Origin of the sequence: Chromobacterium haemolyticum (assembly GCF_009936155.1) — a bacterium.
In the GTDB taxonomy this organism is placed as follows: Bacteria; Pseudomonadota; Gammaproteobacteria; order Burkholderiales; family Chromobacteriaceae; genus Chromobacterium; species Chromobacterium haemolyticum.
Window position 1 is genome coordinate 1,289,334 of sequence record NZ_AP019312.1, and the last position, 19,972, is coordinate 1,309,305.

Below are 19,972 nucleotides of genomic sequence, written 5' to 3' on the forward strand. Positions count from 1 at the left end.
CCTTGTCATTCGCTATCGACGAGGCGCACTGTCAAGTCTTGCTGGAGTGCGGCCGAGTGCGGCGGGAGAAAAGGCCTGAGGCAAGGCTGCGCAACGAGGCATCAGGCATTTTATCCGCCGCGACTACCGGGTTTCCGCCATCAGCTCGCGCCCAATCAACCAACGCCGAATCTCGCTGGTGCCGGCGCCGATCTCGTACAGCTTGGCGTCGCGCAGCAGGCGGCCAGTGGCGTATTCATTGATGTAGCCGTTGCCGCCCAGGCACTGGATGGCGTCCAGCGCCATCTGGGTGGCGCCTTCCGCCGCGTACAGGATGGCGCCGGCGGCGTCCTTGCGGGTTTGGCGGCCGGTTTCGCCGCGGTCCAGCGCCTGGCCCACCGCGTAGACATAGGCGCGGCTGGCCGACAGCTTGACGTACATGTCCGCTAGCTTGCCCTGCATCAGCTGGAAATCGCCGATGGCCTGGCCAAACTGCTTGCGGTCGTTCAGATAGGGCACCGTGATGTCCATGCAGGCCTGCATGATGCCCAGCGGGCCGGCGGCCAGCACCGCGCGCTCGTAGTCCAGGCCGCTCATCAACACCTTGACGCCGTTGCCTTCGCCACCCAGCACATTGGCGTCCGGCACGAAACAGTTGTCGAAGAACATGGGGTAGGTGTTGGAGCCGCGCATGCCCAGCTTGTCCAGCTTGCTGCCGTGGCTGAGGCCGGCGAAGCCGCGCTCCACGATGAAGGCGGTAATGCCCTTGGCGCCGGCGTTGACGTCGGTTTTGGCGTAGACCACCATCACGTCCGCGTCGCCGCCGTTGGTGATCCACATCTTGCTGCCGTTGAGCAGGTAGCCGCCGTCGGCCTTGTCCGCCTTCAGCTTCATGCTGACCACGTCGGAGCCGGCGTTGGGCTCGGACATCGCCAGCGCGCCGACATGCTCGCCGGACACCAGCTTGGGCAGCAGCCGGCGTTTTTGTTCGTCGTTGCCGTTCTTGTGGATCTGGTTGACGCAGAGATTGGAGTGCGCGCCGTAGGACAGGCCCACCGAGGCGGAGGCGCGGCTGATTTCTTCCATGGCGATCATATGGGCCAGATAGCCCATCTGGGTGCCGCCGTACTGCTCGTCCACCGTCATGCCCAGCAGGCCCAGGTCGCCGAACTTGCGCCACAGGTCGGCCGGGAACAGGTTGTCTCGGTCGATGTCGGCGGCGCGCGGGGCGATTTCGCTTTGGGCGAAGTCGCGCGCGGTTTCGCGCAACATATCGTAGGTATCGCCAAAGGCGAAGCGCAGGCTGCTGTACATGGTTTCTCTCCTCTGATGGGCGCGCGTGATTCGCGTGATATGCTCTATCATTACTTACGTTTACGTAAGCGTCAACATGGTGACGACGGAAACCGGCGTGAAACCGTTATCATGGTCGGGTTTGCATGCAGAGAACAGACAATGACGATATGGGTGGACGCGGATGCTTGTCCCAAGGTGATCCGCGAAACATTGTGCCGGGCGGCGCAGCGCACCGGTGTGGAGCTGGTGTTTGTCGCCAATCAGCTATTGACGGTGCCGAAAGCGCCCAACATCCGCGCCTTGCAGGTTCCTAAGGGTTTTGATGTGGCGGACAACGAGATTGTCCGCCGCATCGCGGCGAACGATCTCTTGATCACCGGCGACATTCCCTTGGCGTCCGAGGCCTTGGGCAAGGGCGCTCAGGCGCTGAATTGGCGCGGCGATGTGTATTCGCCGGACACCATCGCCGCGCAGCTGACGATGCGGGATTTCATGGACACGTTGCGCGCCAGCGGCGTGCAGACCGAAGGCCCGCCGCCTTTGAGCCAGGCGGACCGCCAGGCTTTCGCCCGGCAGTTGGATATCTGGCTGGCCAAGCGGCGGGGCTGAGGCGAGCTTGGCGTTCCGTTTCTTGGGCAGCTTTACAAACGTATTTGCGATGTTGAATCCGCTGCGCGGATGATGATTTAGGACCGGTTCCGCCCGGCAAACGGAAAGGGAGATTTGCGCGGCCAAATCTCCCTTTACCCTAAAGGCCGCCCTGCAAGCCTGGCCTGCGGCTTCCCGCCGGGCCCCGTCAGGCCCGAGGCGCGGCTGAACTCGCAGCGCGCTAACGTCGCGCTGCTCGAACAGGCAGCCGCTTAAGACCTCGGGCCTGCCACCCGACGGCAGGCTTGAAGGGAGTTGGGGCGCATCGAATATGCGGTCTCCTCCGTGTCTAACAATGCCGAACCCATGGTTAAAAAATCGTGAACACAGCCTTAGAACCTGTTTACGATCTGCTGCGCGTCGGTGATACGGCGTTGAAAACCCCTTCGAAATGCTCATGTACCGTGTGTACACTCCGCTTTCTCAGCTGTTTTCGCCTTGTCTCACCTTAGCTCGCAAGATCGTAAACAGGTTCTTAGCGCCTCTTCTTCCGCCGTGGCTTCCTCTGCAAGGTGTCCAGCTCATCCAGGCTCCGAATAGAGCTGTTGCACCGCCTCCACATGCTTCGGCAAGTCTATCTGTTGCACCCCCAAATTCAGCAGTATCTCCAGATAGTTGAAGAAGCTTTTGCACATGCTGCGGCGGTGGCCGCGTTGACTGAAATCCATGTCGTTAGTGATGCGGAACAACAGCCCACGCGCCGAGTGTTGGCGGTTGAGCTTCAGCAACTGCGCCAGATGGGCGGCGTATTGGCGGCCCAAGGCGCAGGCTTCGAACTCATCCTTAGGCTCGGCCGGTTGCCAGTAATGTGGATAGGTACGGCCTTTGATGCGGCGGACGAAGGGCAGGCTGAGGTCTTTGGCTTCGCTACCGACGAAACGGTAACGCGAACGCGGCCCTAGCGGCGGGAGTGGAGAAGCGTCCTGATGGACGTCTTGAGTTTCAGTAGCGGACGAAGTGAGTTCGATGCCTAGCACCGGACGGACAAGCTTTACCATTTGCAACCTCCTGAGCAGAAGGGCCCGGCCGCAAAGCGGCAGGGCGGGCACATGACAAGAGTTAGTCTACCGGTGGATTCCTACTAAAACCGGCGCGCCCGTGAGGGCGCCACTTGCCACGGCCCGCCCGAATAGGCAAAGCAATGGCAACGGCTGCACTGTGGAAACAGCACATCCGCGGTAGGAATCCAAGTCGGGAGACTAAGCCCGAGCGCCGCGATTGCTGCGGCGCGGGGGCTATTGTTGGGGAGGAGCGGGAGGGCGTCAAGCCGACGAAGCCCTGCAAAGAAAATCACCGCCGAAATCAAGTGCTGCGCAGCCTATATCGGACGGACAAGCTTCTACCATTTGTAAGCTCTTGAGCAGAAGGGCCATGCCGCAAAGAGGCAGGGCGGGCACATGACAAGAGTTAGCCTACCGGTGATATGTCGTACAAAGCCGGCGCGCCCGCGAGGGCGCCACTTGCCACGGCCCGCCCGAATAGGTAAAGCAATGGCAACAGATGCGCTGTGGAAACAGCGCATCTGTTGCAGTGATTCGTATTGGGGAGACTAAACCCGAGCGCCGCGATTACTGCGACGCGGGGGCTATTGTTTGGGGAGGCGGGAAAGGGCGTCAAGCCGGCGAAGTCTAGCAAAGAAAAGGACCGCCGAAATCAAGCTCTGCGTAGCCTAATATCGGACGGACAAGCTCTACCATTTGTATGCTCTTGAGCAGAGGGGCCATGCCGCAAAGAGGCAGGGCGGGCACATGACAAGGTTAGTCTCACCGGCTTTCAGCCCAGCGCGCCCAAGGGCACCCTTGCCACGGCCCGCCCAGATTCAGGCAACACCATAACAAGTCGGATACGAAAAAGCCGCAAAACGCGGCGTGTCCGCTGAAAGTGCAACGGGAGGCTAACCCCCCAACAACAACGCCCCCAAAACGGGGGCGTTGCGGCGAGCGGCGCGGGAATCAGGCTTTGCCCAGATGCGGCTCGGCTTCGAACTCCGCTTCCTTGCTGCTGCCCGGCTGACGTATGGTCAGCGAGAATAGCAGCGCGACGATCAACAGCGCCAGGATCAGGTGGAAGGTGGCCAGGAAGCCGCCGAACAGCGAAGCGACGATGGAGCCGACGATGCTGCCGATGCCGAAGCCCAGATAGATCACGCCGTAGTTCTTGGTCAGATTGTTGAGGCCGAAGAAATCGCTGACCAGCGACGGGTAGACGGTGATGGTGCCGCCGAAGCTGAAGGCGACGCAGGCGATGGCCAGGAAGAACAGGGTGGCGTTCAGGGGCACGAACAGCAGGGTCAGCATGCCGGCCAGCGCAGCAATCTGAGCGATGGTGATCACCCGGATGCGCGGCATCTTGTCGGAGAGAATGCCCAGCACCAGGCGGCCGGACAGATTGGCCACCGCGATCACCGCCACGGCGTTGGCGGCGGTCAGCGCCGGCAGGTGCACATAGCTTTCGCCAATGTCCTTGGCCACGCCGATCACGTACAGGCCGCTCATGCACACGGTCAGGAACATCAGCGCCAGCATCCAGTACTGCGGTTGGCGCATCGCCTCGGCCAGGGTGTAGTCATGGCTGGCGTTCTGCTGCGCGGCGGCTTGTTGCTGCGGCGCGTCGCGCATCAGCAGGCTGCCGGCCACCACCATGGCCATGGCGATCAGGCCCCACAGCTCAAAGGTGGTTTCCAGGCTGAAGCGGGCCAGCAGCGCCAGATTGATGTATTTGAAGCCCAGGCTGCCCAGACCGTAAGCGCCGATGGCGCAGGCGGATACCAGGCCCTTGCGCTCCGGAAACCATTTGACGCAGTTGGACAGCGTCAGCAGGTAGCCGGCGCCGTCGGCCAGGCCCACCAGCACGCCGGCGCACAGATACAGCATGATCAGGTTATTGGCCTGGGCGGTGAGGAAGAAGCCCAGGCCCAGCATCAGGCCGGCGCCCAGGGTGACGCGCTGTACGCCGAAGCGTTCTTGCAGTTTGCCGGCCAGCGAGGAGGCCACCGCCAGTGCCAGGCTGAGCAGGCCGAAGGCGAAAGCCACTTGGCTGACCGGTTCCGACAGCTTGGCGGAGAGTTGGGCGTTGAACAGGCTCCAGGTGTAGACGGAGCCAAGGGCGAATTGGGTGAGGACGGTGCCGGCCAGGGTACGGTAGCGGATGGTGTTGCTTGAGGCGTTCATGGCGCTGCTCGCTTAAAGTCATTACTGTTGGTGTGACTATAAGCCTGTGCTTATGTAGGGGGCGCGGCGGCGGCATGAGATGCAGGCGGCGCGGAATGAAGTGCAGACGGCGGCGAACCAGTTGCAGGCTCTGGAAATGGCGCGCATGAGTGGATGGCATTTCCATTGCCAAGCTGGCTTGCCAATGGAATGTCTGGCCTTAGAGCCTGTTCAAAATCTCGCGAGCCAGCGCGAGACAAGGCGAAAACGGCTGAGAAAGCGGAGTGTACATAGGGTACATGAGCATTTCGAAGCCGGTTTCAACGCCGTATCGCCGCAGCGCAGCAGATTATGAACAGGTTCTTATTCAGGAGCCGGCTGGCAGCCGGTTTAATGCGCCGCGCGGGCGACCAACGCTCAAAGATGCATCAACTGCCGGAAGGCTTTGATATTGCTGCGGCTGACCGGAATCTCCGCCTTCAGCTCGTACAGTTTGATGATGTAGGTGCTGTTGAGCCAGGGCGCGATTTCGCGGATTTTGTGGATGTTGACGCAGTAGGAGCGGTGGCAGCGGAAAAAGCTGTCGGCCGGCAGGCGGGCGACGAATTCGCTGATGCTCATCGACATCACGTAGCGGTCGTGCGCGGTGTAGACCAGGGTGACTTTCTCGTCGGCCTCGGCGTAGTAGATCTGCTCGCAGGGGGTGACGATGATGCTGTCGCCCTTGACCAGGTTGACGGTGCGGCTGGCGGCCGGGGCCTCGGCCGGTGCGGCGGCGGCCGCTGGTGGGGTCTGCGCTTCCAGCTTGGCCAGCAGATTGATGATGCGGGCTTCGTTATAGGGCTTGAGGATGTAGTCGAAAGCCTCGACTTCAAACGCTTCCACCGCGAATTCCTTGTAAGCGGTGACGAAGACGATGCGCGGCGGCCGCGACGATTTGTGCAGGTTCTTGGCCAGCAGCAGGCCGTCTATCGACGGGATGTTGATGTCCAGGAACACCACGTCCACCTCGTGTTCCTGCAGGAATTTGAACGCTTCCAGCCCGTCTTCCACGCTGGCGACGATGTCGATGCGGCTGTGCTCGCGGATCAGATAGGCCAGTTCCTCGCGCGCCAGGTATTCGTCTTCCACGATCAGGGCTTTCAGCATGCCGGCTCCTCGGTGGCGGGCAGATCGAAACAAACGGCGGTGCCGGGCTCCAGCCGGGTCAGCCGTAGACCTTCTCCGTACAGTAGTTTGAGCCGCTGGTTGACATTGCTCAGGCCTATGCTGCGGCTGGACAGCGTGCCGGCGGCCACGCCGTCCAGCACTTCCTGGCTGACGCCGTAGCCGGTGTCGCGCACGCAGACATGGACCTTGTCGCCGTCGCGCTTGACCGCGATGCTGACCCGGCCCGGCTCCTTGCGCGGCTGGATGCCGTGCAGGATGGCGTTTTCCACCAGCGGCTGCAACAGCAGGCTGGGGATGCGCACGTGGACGTCGTCGATATCGAATTCCACCGTCAGCTTGGCGCCGAAGCGCGCCTGTTCTATCGCCACGTAGTCGCGCACTTGTTGCAGTTCTTCCTGGATGTCGATGAGCCGGTCGCCCAGCGACAGGTTGTAGCGCAGGTAGTCCGCCAGGTTGGAGATCAGCTGGCGCGCCTGCTGCGGCTGAATGCGGATCAGCGAGGAGATGGCATTCAGGGCGTTGAACAGGAAGTGCGGGTTGATCTTGCTTTGCAGCGCGCTGAATTCCGCCTTGCGCGCCATCTCTTCCAGTTGTTTGACCCGCGACACTTCCATCTGGGTGGAGATCAACTGGGACAGGCCCACCGCCACTTCGCGCAGCGGCGTGCTGATGCCGTGGCTCTTGCGGTAGAAGATTTTCAGGGTGCCGCTGACGCCGGCTTTTTCGCGCAGCGGGATGATGATCACCGAGTGGAAGTCCGCCAGGTGGTATTGCTGCAGATTGTTCTCGATGATGATCTGGTCGCCGGCGATGGCCTGGCGGGTGATGGCGCCGATGGCGGAGTGCTCGTCCATCTCGTAGTAGTCCTTGCCCAGGCCCACGTAAGCCAACACGTCCGAGGTGTTGGTGATGGCCACCGCGTCGGCGTCCAGCTGGTCGCGGATCACGGTGCAGACCTGGACCATGGCGTCGCGGTCCAGGTTCTGGAAATAGGGCAGGGTGCGGTTGGCTATGGTCAGCGCCAGCTTGGCCTGGCGCGCGGCCAGCAGTTCTTTTTCGTCGTTGAGGTCTTGCACCAGCTTGATGATCAGGCCGACGCAGACGGTGCCGACAATCATCGGGAAGGCGATGTGGCGGACGATGGGCACGCCTACCGCCGGCTCGGTCAGCAGCAGGATCAGGCCCATGGTCAGCCCTTCGCACAGCATGCCGGCCAGGATGCCGTACAGCCACAGCCGTCCTCTGTCGGCGCGGCAGTGGATCCAGGTGGCCAGCAGGCCGGCGCAGACGCTGGAGATCAGGCAGGGCAGCGAGGTGTAGCCGTTGATGTCGATCAGGTAGCGGTGCAGGCCGGAGACGATGCCGGCCGGTATGCCCACCCAGGGGCCGAACAGGATGCCGCCGGACAGGATGGCGATGATGCGCACATTGACCAGCGAGCCGTCCACCGGAATGCCGGTATAGGTACTGAACACGGCGAACAGGCAGAACAGCAGCGACACCGCCGCCAGTTCGGCCGGACTGTGGTCCTGTTTGCGCAGCAGGTGTTGAAACGGGCGGGTGCGGGTGAGGAAGAACAGCGCCATCAACATCAGCGCGGCCCGTTCGAACACCGCCAGCAGCATGGCTTGGTTTTCTATCATGGCGTTGGGAGTGGGGCGGCCGCGCCCGCAGGGGCCGGCCTCAAGCCCTGATTTTAAGCCATGCGGCGGGCTTTGGCCGCAGGCGGGCGCAGATTAGGCGGGCGTCATGGCTGGAGGCTCTTGATTCCCATGCTATTGAATCCGCTGCGCGGATGATGGTTTTCATTGCCGGGGCTGCCCGGCGGACAGGGAAAGGATATTTGCTTGGCCAAATATCCTCTCCACTCCTAAAGGCCACCCTGCAAGGCTGGCCTACGGCTTCCCGCCGGTTCCCGTCAGGTCCGAGGCGCGGCTGAACTCTCTACGTGCGAATCTTTAGATTCGCTCAGTGATGGCGCGCTAACGTCGCGCTGCTCGAACAAGCAGCCGCTTAAGACCTCGGACCTGCCACCCGGCTGCAGGCTTGAAGGGATCTGGGGCGCATCGGGTACGTGGTTTCCATCGCAGCTCACAATGCCGTATCGCCGAACTGCCACAGACTTTGAACAGGCTCTTAAGGATGAGGTTCTAGCGTAGCCAACAACTCCGCCAGCTTGCGGTCCAGCGCGTCCTGGCTGCGCTGGTTGAGGCCGGACAGGATGGCGTGCTCGTTGGCCACGTGGGCGGTGACGGCGCGGTCTATCAGCTCCAGCCCGCTTTCAGTCAAGCGCACTAGGGTGCTGCGCGCGTCCTCGGCGCAGGCGGGGCGATCTATCCAGCCCTTGCTTTCCAGCACTTTCAAGCGGTGGGTCATGGTGCCGGAGCTGATCATCAGCGAGGAGAACAGCGCGGTGGGCGCCAGGCTGTGCGGCGCGCCGGCGCGCCTGAGCGTGGCCAGCACGTCGAATTCCCAGCCGCTGAGGCCGAATTGCTCGAAAGTGGCGTCCAGCCTTTGTTGCAGCAGGGTGGAGCAGCGGCGCAGCCGGCCGATCAGGCCCATCGGCGCCACGTCCAGGTCCGGCCGTTCCCGGTGCCATTGCGCCAGGATGGCGTCCACGGCGTCGCCGGCGTTCTGTTGCGTCATGCACATTCCTTTATCTTGAATTCAAGATTTTATTTGTCTTGAATTCAAGGCAATGTTATCTTGAATTCAAGTCAGTTTTCGATGCGATTATAAGCGATTGCGAAAGGAATGCCCATGTCTGCGCGCCTGATGGCCTCCCGTTGGAGCGATGTGTTGTTGACCGCGATGGCTCCGACGATCTGGGGCTCCACCTATATCGTCACCACCCAGCTGCTGCCGCCGGACCGGCCGTTCACCGCCGCCTTGTTGCGGGTGCTGCCGGCCGGTTTGTTGTTGATCTTGGCCAGCCGCCACCTGCCGCGGCGCGGCGACTGGGGCCGCCTGCTGGTCTTGTCCGCCTTGAACATCGGCGTGTTCCAGGCGCTGTTGTTCGTGGCCGCCTACCGCTTGCCGGGCGGCCTGGCCGCGGTGTTGGGCGCCACCCAGCCACTGTTGGTGATGGGCCTGGCCTGGGGGCTGGATGGCCGCCGTTCGGCACGGGCGGCCGCCTGGGCCGGCGTGGCCGGGGTGGCCGGCATGGCGGCCTTGCTGTTGTCGCCGGGTGCGGTCTGGGACGGCGTCGGCATGCTGGCGGCGCTGGGCGGCGCGGCGGCGATGGCCAGCGGCACTTATCTGACCCGGCGCTGGCGGCCGGACGCGCCGCTGGCCGCCTTGACCGGCTGGCAGCTGGGCCTGGGCGGGCTGATGCTGGCGCCGCTGGCCTGGGCGCTGGACCCGGCCTTGCCGACGCTGGGCGCGGCGCAGTGGCTGGGCTACGGCTATCTGTGCCTGTTCGGCGCGCTGTTGGCCTATTTGCTGTGGTTCCGCGGGCTGACGCGGCTGCCGTCGGTGGCGGTGTCCTCGCTGGGCTTGCTCAGCCCGCTGACCGCGGTGTTGCTGGGCTGGCTGCTGCTGGGGCAGGCGCTGGGGCTGTTGCAGCTGGCTGGCCTGGCCACGGTGCTGGCCAGCGTGTTGGCGGTGCAGCGCAGCATGGCCGCGCCGCCGGCGGCGGACAATCAGATCATGGCCGGCGCGGCGCGCGTCCGGTCTTGAGCGGTAATGAAATCAATCAGAAGAAATCATCATAAGGAGTCTGTCCATGAAGAGCGCTTTGCAAACCCTGTTGGAAAACCGCGTGTCGGCCAATCATTTCGATCCCGCCCACGTGTTGGCGGATGCGGAGATCGAGCAACTGCTGAACGCCGCCACCCGCGCGCCGTCGCGCCTACCATTTGCAGAACTGGAAGTTCGTCGCGGTGCGCAGCGCCGAGGCCAAGCGTCGCTTGCAGGCGGCCAGCTACGGCCAGCAGAAAGTGGCCGACGCAGCGGTGACCTTTATCTGCTGCGGCACCTTGAACGCGCATCGCGGGCTGGAGGCGTCGCTGCGGCCGTCGGTGGACGCGGGCATCCTGCCGCCGGCGGTACGCGACGGCTGGCTGCGCGCGGCGGAGAGCGCTCACCAGGACGACGCGCGCGCAGCGCGACGAGGCGATCCGTTCCGCCTCATTGGCGACGATGGTTTTGCTGCTGGCGGCGGAGGAGCGCGGCCTGGCCAGTTGCGCGCTGGGCGGTTTCGACGCCGAGGCGGTGGCGCGGGAGTTTGACCTGGCCGCGGACGAGTTGCCGGTGATGCTGGTGACGGTGGGGCGCGCGGCGGCCGGCAATTGGCCGCAGAAGCCGCGCCGGCCGGTGGCCGAGGTGATGGTGTTGGCTTGATGGTCTGTCTTACGATCTTTTTTGATCGGAAGTATTGTTCAAAGCATTGAATCCGCTACGCGGATGATGGTTTAGGGCTGGTTCCGCCCGGCAAACGGAAAGGGAGATTTGCGCGGCCAAATCTCCCTTTACCCTAAAGGCCGCCCTGCAAGCCTGGCCTACGGCTTCCCGCCGGTTCCCGTCAGTCCCGAGGCGCGGCTGGACTCGCAGCGCGCTACCGTCGCGCTGCTCGAACAGGCAGCCGCTTAAGACCTCGGGCCTGCCACCCGTCGGCAGGCTTGAAGGGAGCAGGGGCCCATCGGATACGTGGTTTCCTGCGTTTCTAGCAACGCTCTATCGCGCTTACAAAAGATTGTAAACAGGCTCTGAAAGCCGGCTCGATGGCTGCTGCCTTATCGCTGGCGAGGCCTTGAGCCGGTTTGAATCGATCAGGCGCTGCGCGCGGCCGGCGGCTGCGCCAGCACCGTGCGGCAGTGGCTTTCCAGGCGGGTGATTTCTTCCAGCACCGCGTCGATGTCGCGGCGTTGTTCTTCCAGCTGGCGGCGGCGCTCCAGTACCAAGTCCAGCAGTTTTTGCGACTGGCTGGCCTCGTCGTGGGCCTGTTCGTACATGTCCAGGATTTCGCGGATGTCGGATAAGGACAGACCGATGCGCTTGCCGCGCAGGATCAGCTTGAGCCGGGCGCGGTCACGGCGGTTGAATACCCGCTGGCGACCGTCGCGCTGGGGTTCTATCAGGCCCTGTTCCTCGTAGAAGCGGATGGTGCGCAGGGTGACGTCGAAATCGCGCGCCAGGTCGGAGATGCTGAAGAATTCGGGTTCGGTCATGGTGTGTTCCAGGGCAAGCGGCGATTGTAGCTTTTTTTTAACGCGTTCTCAGCCCTAGCATGATTTACGTTTACGTAATCGTCAACTTATGGGATGAATGAAAAAACAAGAGCGATACGTACCGTCTACCAGGAGAGAGATTGAGATGACCCTGCCCAGCTATGTCCACGGCGCCAGTCCGCAACCCTTGATCGGCCAGACCATAGGCCAATTGTTCGACCAGACCTGCCGCGAGCATGGCCGCCGCGAGGCGCTGGTGGTGCGCCACCAGCAGATACGCTGGAGCTACGAGGAGCTGCGCGAGCAAGTGGACCGGCTGGCCTGCGGCCTGATCCGGCTGGGGCTCAAGCCCGGCGATCGCATCGGCATCTGGTCGCAGAACAACGCCGAATGGGTACTGACTCAGTTCGCCACCGCCAAGGCCGGCCTTATCATGGTCAACATCAATCCGGCCTACCGCCGCTCCGAGCTGGAATACGCGCTGAGCAAGGTGGGTTGCCGCGCGCTGGTCCTGTCGCCCAGCTTCAAGAGCAGCGACTACCTGGCGATGGCGGCCGATCTGCTGCCGGAGCTGGCCGTTTGCGAGCCGGGCCGGCTCAAGTCCGCCGCCATGCCGCAGCTGGAGATGGTGATCCGCCTGGGGCAGCAGCGCACGCCGGGCATGCTCAATTTCGCCGACCTGATGGCCGCGCCGTCGGCGGAGGAGAAGGCGGGCCTGCAAAGCCTGGGCGAGACGCTGCAGTTCGACGACGTGATCAACATCCAGTTCACCTCCGGCACCACCGGCAGCCCCAAGGGCGCCACGCTCACCCATCACAATATTCTGAACAACGCCTACTTCGCCGGCGCGGCGATGGCCTTCGGCCCGGACGACCGGCTGTGCATTCCGGTGCCGCTCTACCACTGTTTCGGCATGGTGCTGGGCACCTTGCTGTGCCTGAGCCACGGCGCGACCATGGTGTTTCCGGCGGAGAGCTTCGACGCGCAGGAGGTGTTGCGCACGGTGCAGGAGGAGGGCTGCACCGGCCTGCACGGGGTGCCGACGATGTTCATCTCGGTGCTGGACCGGCCGGATTTTTCCGATTACGACGTGTCCACGCTGCGCACCGGCATCATGGCCGGCAGCCCGTGTCCTATCGAAGTGATGAAGCGGGTGACCAGCCAGCTCAATATGAGCCAGGTGACCATAGGCTACGGCATGACCGAGACCAGTCCGCTGAGCTTCCAGAGCGCCACCGACACGCCGCTGGACAAGCGCGTGGCCACGGTGGGGCGCATCCATCCGCATGTGGAGGTGAAGGTCGTCGACGTGGAAGGGCGCATCGTGCCGCGCGGCCAGAGCGGGGAACTGCACACCCGCGGCTATTCGGTGATGCCCGGCTATTGGGGCGACCCGGCCAAGACCGCCGAGGCGATAGACGCCGCCGGCTGGATGCGCACCGGCGATCTGGCGGAGATGGACGCGGACGGCTACGTCAACATCGTAGGCCGGGTCAAGGACATGGTGATCCGCGGCGGGGAGAACATCTACCCGCGCGAGGTGGAGGAGTTTCTCTACCGCCATCACAAGATTCAGGACGTGCAGGTGATCGGGGTGCCGGACGAGCGCTTCGGCGAGGAGCTGTGCGCGTGGATCCGGCTGCGCGACGGCGAAAGCGCCAGCGCCGACGATATCCGTGCTTTTTGCCAGGGGCAGATCGCGCATTACAAGATTCCGCGTTACATCGAATTCGTCGATAGTTTCCCGATGACCATTACCGGCAAGATTCAGAAATTCGTGATGCGGGAGAAGATGAAGGAGAAGTTGGGGCTGGCGGACGGCAAGACCGCCTGACCCGTCGCAAACCATGGGAACAAAAGCCCCGGCTTGCCGGGGCTTTTTGGCTTACAATGCCGCCAGACCGATCTTTAAGCTGAGGAATCCATCATGACTACCGTATTCAACGACGCCGATCTGCTGCGTCTGGAAAACCTGCTGACCCCCTTGTCCGCCAGCGGCAGCACCATGCGCCCGGACGAAGTGCAGGGCTTTTTCGCCGCGCTGGCGTGCGGTCCGGACGCGGTGGACGCCGATTTCTGGCTGGAAGAAGTGCTGGGCGACGCGCCGGCCTTTGAGAACGCGGACGACGCGGCCGAGCTGAAAACCCTGCTGCAGAAGCTGTACGACGCCACCGCCGCCGCGCTGGCGAATGGCGAGGAACTGGACCTGATCCTGTACGCGGAAGACGACAGCGACAGCGACGAGCCGGATTACTGGCCGTGGGCCAACGCCTTCCTCTACGCGCTGGACGTGGTGGACACAGACTGGTTCGAAGTGGCCGACGAGGACGAGGGCTTCGAAAGCCTGATGATGCCGATGCTGGTGTTGGGCGGCGCTTTCGAGCAAGAGGACGGCGAAGATCTGCTGACCTTCAGCGACGAGGAAGTGGAAGGCTACAAGGAAGAAATGCTGGAAGCGCTGGCCGCGGTTCACACCTACTGGCGCGCCAAGGAACAGGCGCCCAGCACCGTGCGCCGCGACGGCGACAAAGTGGGCCGCAACGACGTCTGCCCGTGCGGCAGCGGCAAGAAGTACAAGGCCTGCTGCGGCCGCAACTGATTCCGGCGCCCGGCGCGGAACCCAAAAAAAGGAAGCCTTGCGGCTTCCTTTTTTCATGCTGAGGCGCCTCGGCGCTTGCTGAAATTGTTAAGTACCGGGGGTTGCTGCGGACTTTAGCGCGCGTTCGGCGGCCTCCCGGGCGTTGAGCCGGTCGATGTAGTCGAATACGTCCAATAGAGAGGTGGTCAGCGCCAGCACTTGCTCCAGCAGGCTGAAGAAGCCTTCCCAATAGCCTTTGGCGGCGCTGTCGTCGCTAAAGTCGATGTCCGCGGCGATTTGAGCGAGCAGATTGTGCAGGCCGTTGTCGGGGTTGTCCTGCAAATACTTGATGAAATGTCCTGCGAATTCGCGGCCCAGCAAATGCGCGGCGTGTTGGTCGTCTATGGGCGGAACTTGCCAACAATGGACGCCGCGCCGGTTGGACGCGTTGCCGGCAAACGGCAATTCCGCGCGGGACGTTGGGTCCGGGTCCGGACGGTAATGGCGGCGGGATGGGGTTTTGATCGACATGATCACCTCCGTGTAGCGGTTTTTCATTGCCACCCCCACGGCCAAGCGGAGGTGGCAGACCGAACAGGGTTGGCCGACCGGACTACACGACTCCGGCACACCCGCTAAGGTGTCCCCACCCGGCCCGCCATTGTGAGCGCGCACGAGTGCAGCGATCCAAACGCAAGACTCAAGCGCTTGTTCGCAGTGTAGTTCGCCGGACGGCCAAGTCCGGTGCCGCGAGGAACGGCACGGCAGCGATTGTGCACAGTTGCCCGCTGCCCGGTCAAGGCGCATGCCTGGCGTTAAAAGCCCGTCAATGCTTGCTTACGCGGCCGGTATCGGCTGAGGGCGGAAAATAGCCGGCCGGCAAGCCTGGATGGGGGAGGCAATGAAAAAACGGCGCGTTCCCACGGGAGGGGAGACGCGCCGCATGTTTGGCGGTGAGCGGCGGCTTAGCTATTCATGGACGGGTAGTCGGTATAACCGCGCTCGTCGCCGCCGTAGAAGGTGGCCGGGTCCGGCGGGTTCAGCGGCGCGCCGCTTTGCAGGCGTTCTGCCAGGTCCGGGTTGGCGATATAGCTGCGGCCGAAGGCGGCGGCGTCGATATAGCCTTTGCGGATCAAAGTTTCGGCCTTCTCGGCGGTATAGGCGCCGGCGCCTATGATCACCCCCGGGTAACGCTGGCGCAGCGCCTGGCGGAAGCCTTCGTCCAGCACCGGGCCGCCGGCCCAGTCCGGCTCGGAAATGTGCAGGAAGGCCAATTTGCGCTTGGCCAGCTCTTCGGCCAGGTAGAGCGCCATGTCCAGTTGGTCGGTGTTGCTGATGCCGTTGAAGATGCCCAGCGGCGAGATGCGGATGCCCACGTGATCGGCGTCCCATTCCGACACCACCGCGTCCACCACCTCCAGCAGGAAGCGCGCGCGGTTCTCCACACTGCCGCCGTATTCGTCGGTGCGGACATTGGCCTGGGGCGACAGGAACTGGTCCAGCAGATAGCCGTGGGCGCCGTGGATCTCCACCAGGTCGAAACCGGCGCGGCGCGCGTTGTCGGTGGCGCGGCGGTAGTCTTCCAGGATGTCGGCCAGCTCGGAGACTTCCAGCGCGCGCGGGGTATCGCACTGCTCGCGCACCAGGCTGCCGTCGGCGGCGCGGATATTGGTGCGGCTGTCGGCTTGGATAGCCGACGGCGCCACCGGCGCTTCGCCGTCCGGTTGCAGCGAGCGATGGGAGATACGGCCGGTGTGCCACAGCTGCAGCGCCGTCAGCCCGCCCTTGGCGTGCACCGCGGCGTTGACCTTGGTCCAGGCCGTCACTTGCGCTTCACTGTAGATGCCCGGCGCGCCGGCGTAGCCCTTGGCGGTGGGGGAGATGTGGGTGCCTTCGGCCACGATCAGGCCGGCGCCGGCGCGTTGGGCGTAATAGGTTTCCGCCAGCGCGGTGGGTACGTCGCCCGGCTCGGTGTTGCGCAGCCGGGTCAGCGGCGCCATCGCCACTCGGTTTTTCAGGGTCACGGCGCCTACGCGCAGCGGGGTGAACAGTTTGTCGGCTTGCATTGCGGTTTCCTTGGCTCTAAGCGGGAGAAAATGAGATGGGCGCGATCACTGATCGAAGCCGAAACCCTGTTTGCGCGCCACCGGCGCGACCTGCGGGAAATACACGTTGCGGTAGTACTGCGCGGTGTTGGCGGACCAGGGCTGGCCGTCTGCGCGCTGAATGCTCTTCCAGTAATCCATGATGGCGGCGTCGTACTGCGCGATCATTGCAGGCAGTTCCGCCGCTTGGTAGCGTTCACGATGCACGAAGCTGGCGCGCGGCAGCCGCGGTTTGATCGCGCTGTCCTGATCGGCGTAGCCCAGTACCACACCCACCAGCGGGAAGGTCAGTTCCGGTAGTTCCAGCAGCTCCACCATGGCCTGCGGATCGCGGCGGATGCCGCCGATGGGCACCACGCTGAGGCCGGCGGAGCGGGCCGCGGTCATGAGGTTGCCCAGCGCGATGCCGGCGTCCACCGCGCCGACGGCGAAGGCTTCCACGCTGTTGTGTATCACTTGCTCGGAACCGGCTTTTTCCACGCCGATACGAGTCTTGTAGAAATCCGGCACGATGGCGACGAAGACCGGCGCTTGGGCGATCCACGGCTGACCGCCGGCGATCTCGGCGATTTTCCGGCGGCGTTCCGCATCCTGAACCACCACCAGCGTCACTTGCTGGCCGTTGATGGAGGTGGGGCCTTTCCAGGCGGCGTCCAGCACTGCATCCAGCACCTCGGCGGGAATGGGCTTGTCCTGGTAGCTGCGCACGCTGCGGTGCTCTTGCATCAGTTCCAGTGTCGGGTTCATGCTTTAGGCTCCTTAAAGTAGACCAGTCGTCTAGTTGTAATTTCAAAATAACCCGCTCCGGGGAGCGGGGAGTGTGCGAGCGGCTTCGTGTTGTTTACGGAGCGCGCAGAATTTGTTGCGTGTGCGTCATCGCCGCCAGCAGCGGGGCGCGCGAGTGTTGGGTCTTGAATAGCAGCGCGCTGCCCACCCACAAGCTGTACAGCGCGCTGGCGGTTTCGTCCGGCAGCAGGTCCGCGTCCAGCGATCCTTCCTGTTGGCCGCGGCGGATGCAAGCGGCCAAATTGCGCACTACAAAGCTCATGCCTTCGGCCAGCGCTTCGCGCATCGGCTCGGACAGGTCGGACACTTCGGCCGCCAGCTTCACCGCCAGGCAACAGCGTTGCGGCTCGTCGCAGCGATGGGTTTCCAGCCAGCCGTCGAAATAATGCAACAGGCAATCGCGGGCGCTGCCGGCGTCCTTGGACAGAAAGCTAACCAGTCTGCCGTCGTATTTCTCAAAATAACGGCGCAGCAGTTCCACGCCATAGCCTTCCTTGCTGCGGAAGTAATGGTAGAACGAACCCTTGGGCACGCCGGCCGCGCCGAGGATTTCCGCCAGGCCCACGGCGGAGAAGCTCTTGCCTAGAATGATGGCTTCGCCGGTGGCCAGCAGGTGTTCGCGAGTGTCTGAAAACTGGTTGGGACGTGACATGGGCTGAAGTCTACTAGACCGGTCGTCTAGTTTCAAGAAATTTTTCAATCCTCGGGGGAGGCGAGGCGTTGGCGGCAAATCAGGCGGACAGGGCATGCTTTTGGTATGGCAAATATTGATAATAAGAATCAATTCTCATTAAGGTGCCGGGTTTACGCTAAAAACCCGTGCAAAGTCTCGCTCTAGCTCGCGAGATCATAAACAGGTTTAAAGCTAGGTCGTCTCAAGGTAGATTGTCCAGGTTCCGTGGTGTCCGGGACCTGGACAAGAGCAAACGACAAAGGAGATTCCCATGAACAAACTCAGCCGCGCCGCCATCGCCGCGCTGTGCGCGCTCAGCGTAGGATACGGCGCGCAGGCAGCCGAGGCCGACAACCGCAACGGCCCGTCCGGCAACGGCGGCAACAATCTGTTGATCGCCGCGGCGGCCTGGAAGCAGACCGCGGCGGAATACCGCGCGCTCTACCACCAGGCTTTCAATCTGGCGCGGATGCGGCTGGATCAGGCGCTGGCGGCGCGCAAGCCCGGCGACAAACCGCTGGCCGTGATCACCGACATCGACGACACCGTGCTCAACGCCGTCAATTACTGGGGCTATCTGATCCAGAAGGACCGGGATTTCTTCGACGACGCGATCTGGGACAAATGGATTCCGGAAAACAAGCTCACCGCCACACCCGGCGCGCTGGACTTCTTCAATTACGCCAAGTCGCAGGGCGTGGAAGTGTTCTACGTCAGCAGCCGTGACCAGGGCGACAAAACCTATGAGTACGCGCTGGGCAATTTGCGCGCCGTCGGCTTCCCCTACGTCGACGAAAAACACGTGACCATTCTGCGGGACAGCTCCAACAAGGAGCCGAGGCAGAAGGAGATTGCCGCCCAGTACGAGGTGGTGCTTCTGCTGGGAGACAACCTCAACGATTTCCAACGCAAATACTATGTGAAGAATGTGGACGAGCGGGCGCGGCTGATGGAGGAAGACCGCGAGCTGTTCGGCCGCAAATTCATCCTGATGCCCAATCCCACCGACGGCCACTGGATGCGCGCCATCTTCGGCGATTCCGAACCGCCGGCCACGGACCGCAACCGCGAGATATTCAAGAAAGCGGCCAGCAAGTCCGCCTGGCGGCCGGCGCCCTGAGAACGCGTTTACGATCTGGCGAGCCTGGATCCTACGGGCGTTTGCTTCGCGCCGTGCCCGCCACTATGATAGCCGCGGGAGCGCCGCGCGCTGCCCTCGTTTCCGCGGTAGGCGAAGCCTGCCGCGGGTTTGATTCCTCCTCTATGTCTTGAAGCCATGCCCGCCGACGCCGCCACCTCCTTTCCTCCGTCCGATGCCTCCGCCGCCGTGCGCGCGCTGGAGCCGGCCATCGCCCCACATTTGCAATTGCTGGCGCATAGCGCCGGCGAGGAGGTGAGCCAGACCCACGCCAAGCTCGGCCTGCTGCTGCTGTGGTTGAGCGACGACGTGCTGGACGCGGTGAACGCGGATCTGCAGGCTTTGGATGTGACTGAAAGCAAGCTGAACGTGTTGATGCTGTTTTCGCTGCAAGAGCGGGGATGGTGGCGGAACGGGCCGCTCACCCCGTCGGCGATAGCCGACTATCTGGGCGTGACCCGCTCCACCGTTACCGGCCAGCTGGATTGGCTGGAACGGCGCGGTCTGCTGCAAAGGCAACTGCGCGACGAAGACCGCCGCAGCCTGGATTTGAGCTTGACCGATGCCGGCCGGGAACTGCTGCGGCAAGCGCTGCCGGGCTTCTGGCGCGCTTGCCAGCGCCTGACCGAGGCGCTGGACGAGAGCGAATGCGCGGCGCTTTGGTCCTTGCTAGCCAAGGTGTGGAGTAGATTGAAAGCGGACTGAACCCGTCTTTATCAGCGCGGCGCGCTGGGCTGCGCGCCCGCCGCCGCCAGCGCGTCGGCGCGGGCGCGGTCGCTGGCTTTGCAGCGGCAGTGGCCGATCTGATGCAGCTCTATCAAGTGGCCGGCCGGGTCGCGCAGGAACAATTGCGTCAGTTCCGGCGCGGCGACATTGGCCTGTTTCCAGTGGACGATGCCTTGCCGCAGCAATTCCGCCTCCGCTTGGGCGATGTTCCTCACCGCCAGCGCTACGTGATTGTCCACCGGATCCTGATCCGCGCCCTGCGCATACGGAGACACGCCGTCGTTGCCCAATAGATGAATCTGGCAGTCGTTGCCCAGGTCCAGGAAAAATCCGGGTACCCCGGGGATGTGCCAGCGGCCGCCGTCGGCGTCCAGGCCCAGCACGTCGCGATAAAACGCGCCCATGGCCTCAACCAGGTTCAGCGGCATGCGCAAGCCATGATGGTGCAATTCCAATACTTCGATAGGCATAGTTTGATTCCTTGAGTGGATGAGGTAAGGCGGCCGCCTGTCGTTATATAGTACGTTATGCGTACTATACGTCAAGCATATTTTAT

General features: G+C 63.2%; 19 protein-coding genes. 7 read left to right on the plus strand and 12 right to left on the minus strand.

Translation table 11 applies throughout. The features are described 5' to 3' along the window. Positions 1-123 precede the first annotated feature (123 nt). On the minus strand, positions 124-1,293 hold the full coding sequence (locus GYH29_RS06085; RefSeq protein WP_107731916.1) for an isovaleryl-CoA dehydrogenase: 1,170 nt from the start codon (positions 1,291-1,293) through the stop codon (positions 124-126). A 141-nt stretch (positions 1,294-1,434) separates the two neighbouring features. On the opposite strand from GYH29_RS06085, the gene GYH29_RS06090 reads away from it, so the two are divergent. Continuing rightward, on the plus strand, positions 1,435-1,884 hold the full coding sequence (locus GYH29_RS06090) for a YaiI/YqxD family protein (protein WP_043593836.1): 450 nt from the start codon (positions 1,435-1,437) through the stop codon (positions 1,882-1,884). Between the two features lie 560 nt (positions 1,885-2,444). Here the strand turns inward: GYH29_RS06090 and GYH29_RS06095 are convergent. From GYH29_RS06095 to GYH29_RS06115, 5 genes are all read right to left on the minus strand, one after another. Further along, a complete protein-coding gene (locus GYH29_RS06095) occupies positions 2,445-2,921 on the minus strand; it encodes a hypothetical protein (RefSeq protein WP_161523364.1) in 477 nt (158 codons plus the stop codon). Between the two features lie 954 nt (positions 2,922-3,875). Continuing rightward, complete coding sequence (locus GYH29_RS06100; protein ID WP_019103479.1) at positions 3,876-5,093, minus strand: L-lactate MFS transporter; 1,218 nt, start codon at positions 5,091-5,093, stop codon at positions 3,876-3,878. Positions 5,094-5,489: 396 nt separating this feature from the next. Beyond that, positions 5,490-6,221, minus strand: a complete 732-nt coding sequence (locus GYH29_RS06105; RefSeq protein WP_019100105.1) for a LytR/AlgR family response regulator transcription factor — start codon at positions 6,219-6,221, stop codon at positions 5,490-5,492. Then, positions 6,215-7,885 (minus strand): sensor histidine kinase, encoded by a 1,671-nt coding sequence (locus tag GYH29_RS06110; RefSeq protein ID WP_161523365.1) that lies wholly within the window; start codon positions 7,883-7,885, stop codon positions 6,215-6,217. Before GYH29_RS06110 ends, GYH29_RS06105 begins: the two co-directional genes overlap by 7 nt. A 493-nt stretch (positions 7,886-8,378) precedes the next feature. After that, entirely contained in the window at positions 8,379-8,888 is a 510-nt protein-coding gene (locus tag GYH29_RS06115) for a MarR family winged helix-turn-helix transcriptional regulator (RefSeq protein WP_081576001.1), read from the minus strand. Between the two features lie 129 nt (positions 8,889-9,017). Between GYH29_RS06115 and GYH29_RS06120 the strand changes: the two genes are divergently transcribed. Then, complete coding sequence (locus GYH29_RS06120) at positions 9,018-9,920, plus strand: EamA family transporter (RefSeq protein WP_198001683.1); 903 nt, start codon at positions 9,018-9,020, stop codon at positions 9,918-9,920. Positions 9,921-10,229: 309 nt separating this feature from the next. Further along, positions 10,230-10,583, plus strand: coding sequence for a nitroreductase family protein (locus GYH29_RS24995; RefSeq protein WP_198001684.1), 354 nt, complete (start codon positions 10,230-10,232; stop codon positions 10,581-10,583). A 428-nt stretch (positions 10,584-11,011) separates the two neighbouring features. Here GYH29_RS24995 and GYH29_RS06130 read toward each other — a convergent pair whose 3' ends face one another. After that, positions 11,012-11,410 carry a MerR family transcriptional regulator gene (locus GYH29_RS06130; RefSeq protein ID WP_019100088.1) on the minus strand — a complete coding sequence of 133 codons (399 nt, stop codon included), beginning with the start codon at positions 11,408-11,410 and terminating at the stop codon, positions 11,012-11,014. A 145-nt stretch (positions 11,411-11,555) separates the two neighbouring features. On the opposite strand from GYH29_RS06130, the gene GYH29_RS06135 reads away from it, so the two are divergent. Continuing rightward, positions 11,556-13,244 (plus strand): AMP-binding protein, encoded by a 1,689-nt coding sequence (locus GYH29_RS06135; protein ID WP_161523367.1) that lies wholly within the window; start codon positions 11,556-11,558, stop codon positions 13,242-13,244. A gap of 93 nt (positions 13,245-13,337) precedes the next feature. Further along, the gene (locus GYH29_RS06140) at positions 13,338-14,009 is read left to right on the plus strand and encodes a UPF0149 family protein (protein ID WP_048414571.1); all 672 of its coding nucleotides are present in this window, start codon (positions 13,338-13,340) and stop codon (positions 14,007-14,009) included. An 87-nt stretch (positions 14,010-14,096) separates the two neighbouring features. On the opposite strand, the gene GYH29_RS06145 is transcribed toward GYH29_RS06140, so the two are convergent. From GYH29_RS06145 to GYH29_RS06160, 4 genes are all read right to left on the minus strand, one after another. Continuing rightward, complete coding sequence (locus GYH29_RS06145) at positions 14,097-14,519, minus strand: hypothetical protein (RefSeq protein WP_146176084.1); 423 nt, start codon at positions 14,517-14,519, stop codon at positions 14,097-14,099. Positions 14,520-14,953: 434 nt separating this feature from the next. Continuing rightward, on the minus strand, positions 14,954-16,054 hold the full coding sequence (nemA, locus tag GYH29_RS06150; RefSeq protein WP_043593816.1) for an alkene reductase: 1,101 nt from the start codon (positions 16,052-16,054) through the stop codon (positions 14,954-14,956). A 45-nt stretch (positions 16,055-16,099) separates the two neighbouring features. Continuing rightward, the gene (locus tag GYH29_RS06155) at positions 16,100-16,840 is read right to left on the minus strand and encodes an NADPH-dependent oxidoreductase (protein WP_019100093.1); all 741 of its coding nucleotides are present in this window, start codon (positions 16,838-16,840) and stop codon (positions 16,100-16,102) included. A gap of 94 nt (positions 16,841-16,934) precedes the next feature. Next, complete coding sequence (locus GYH29_RS06160) at positions 16,935-17,531, minus strand: TetR/AcrR family transcriptional regulator (RefSeq protein WP_019100094.1); 597 nt, start codon at positions 17,529-17,531, stop codon at positions 16,935-16,937. A 292-nt stretch (positions 17,532-17,823) separates the two neighbouring features. On the opposite strand from GYH29_RS06160, the gene GYH29_RS06165 reads away from it, so the two are divergent. Together GYH29_RS06165 and GYH29_RS06170 are read left to right on the plus strand one after the other, a co-directional pair. Beyond that, positions 17,824-18,672, plus strand: a complete 849-nt coding sequence (locus GYH29_RS06165) for a 5'-nucleotidase, lipoprotein e(P4) family (protein ID WP_107732715.1) — start codon at positions 17,824-17,826, stop codon at positions 18,670-18,672. A 156-nt stretch (positions 18,673-18,828) separates the two neighbouring features. Next, on the plus strand, positions 18,829-19,395 hold the full coding sequence (locus tag GYH29_RS06170; protein WP_019100096.1) for a MarR family winged helix-turn-helix transcriptional regulator: 567 nt from the start codon (positions 18,829-18,831) through the stop codon (positions 19,393-19,395). An 11-nt stretch (positions 19,396-19,406) separates the two neighbouring features. On the opposite strand, the gene GYH29_RS06175 is transcribed toward GYH29_RS06170, so the two are convergent. Continuing rightward, positions 19,407-19,886, minus strand: coding sequence for a VOC family protein (locus tag GYH29_RS06175; protein ID WP_019100097.1), 480 nt, complete (start codon positions 19,884-19,886; stop codon positions 19,407-19,409). Positions 19,887-19,972: the final 86 nt, after the last annotated feature.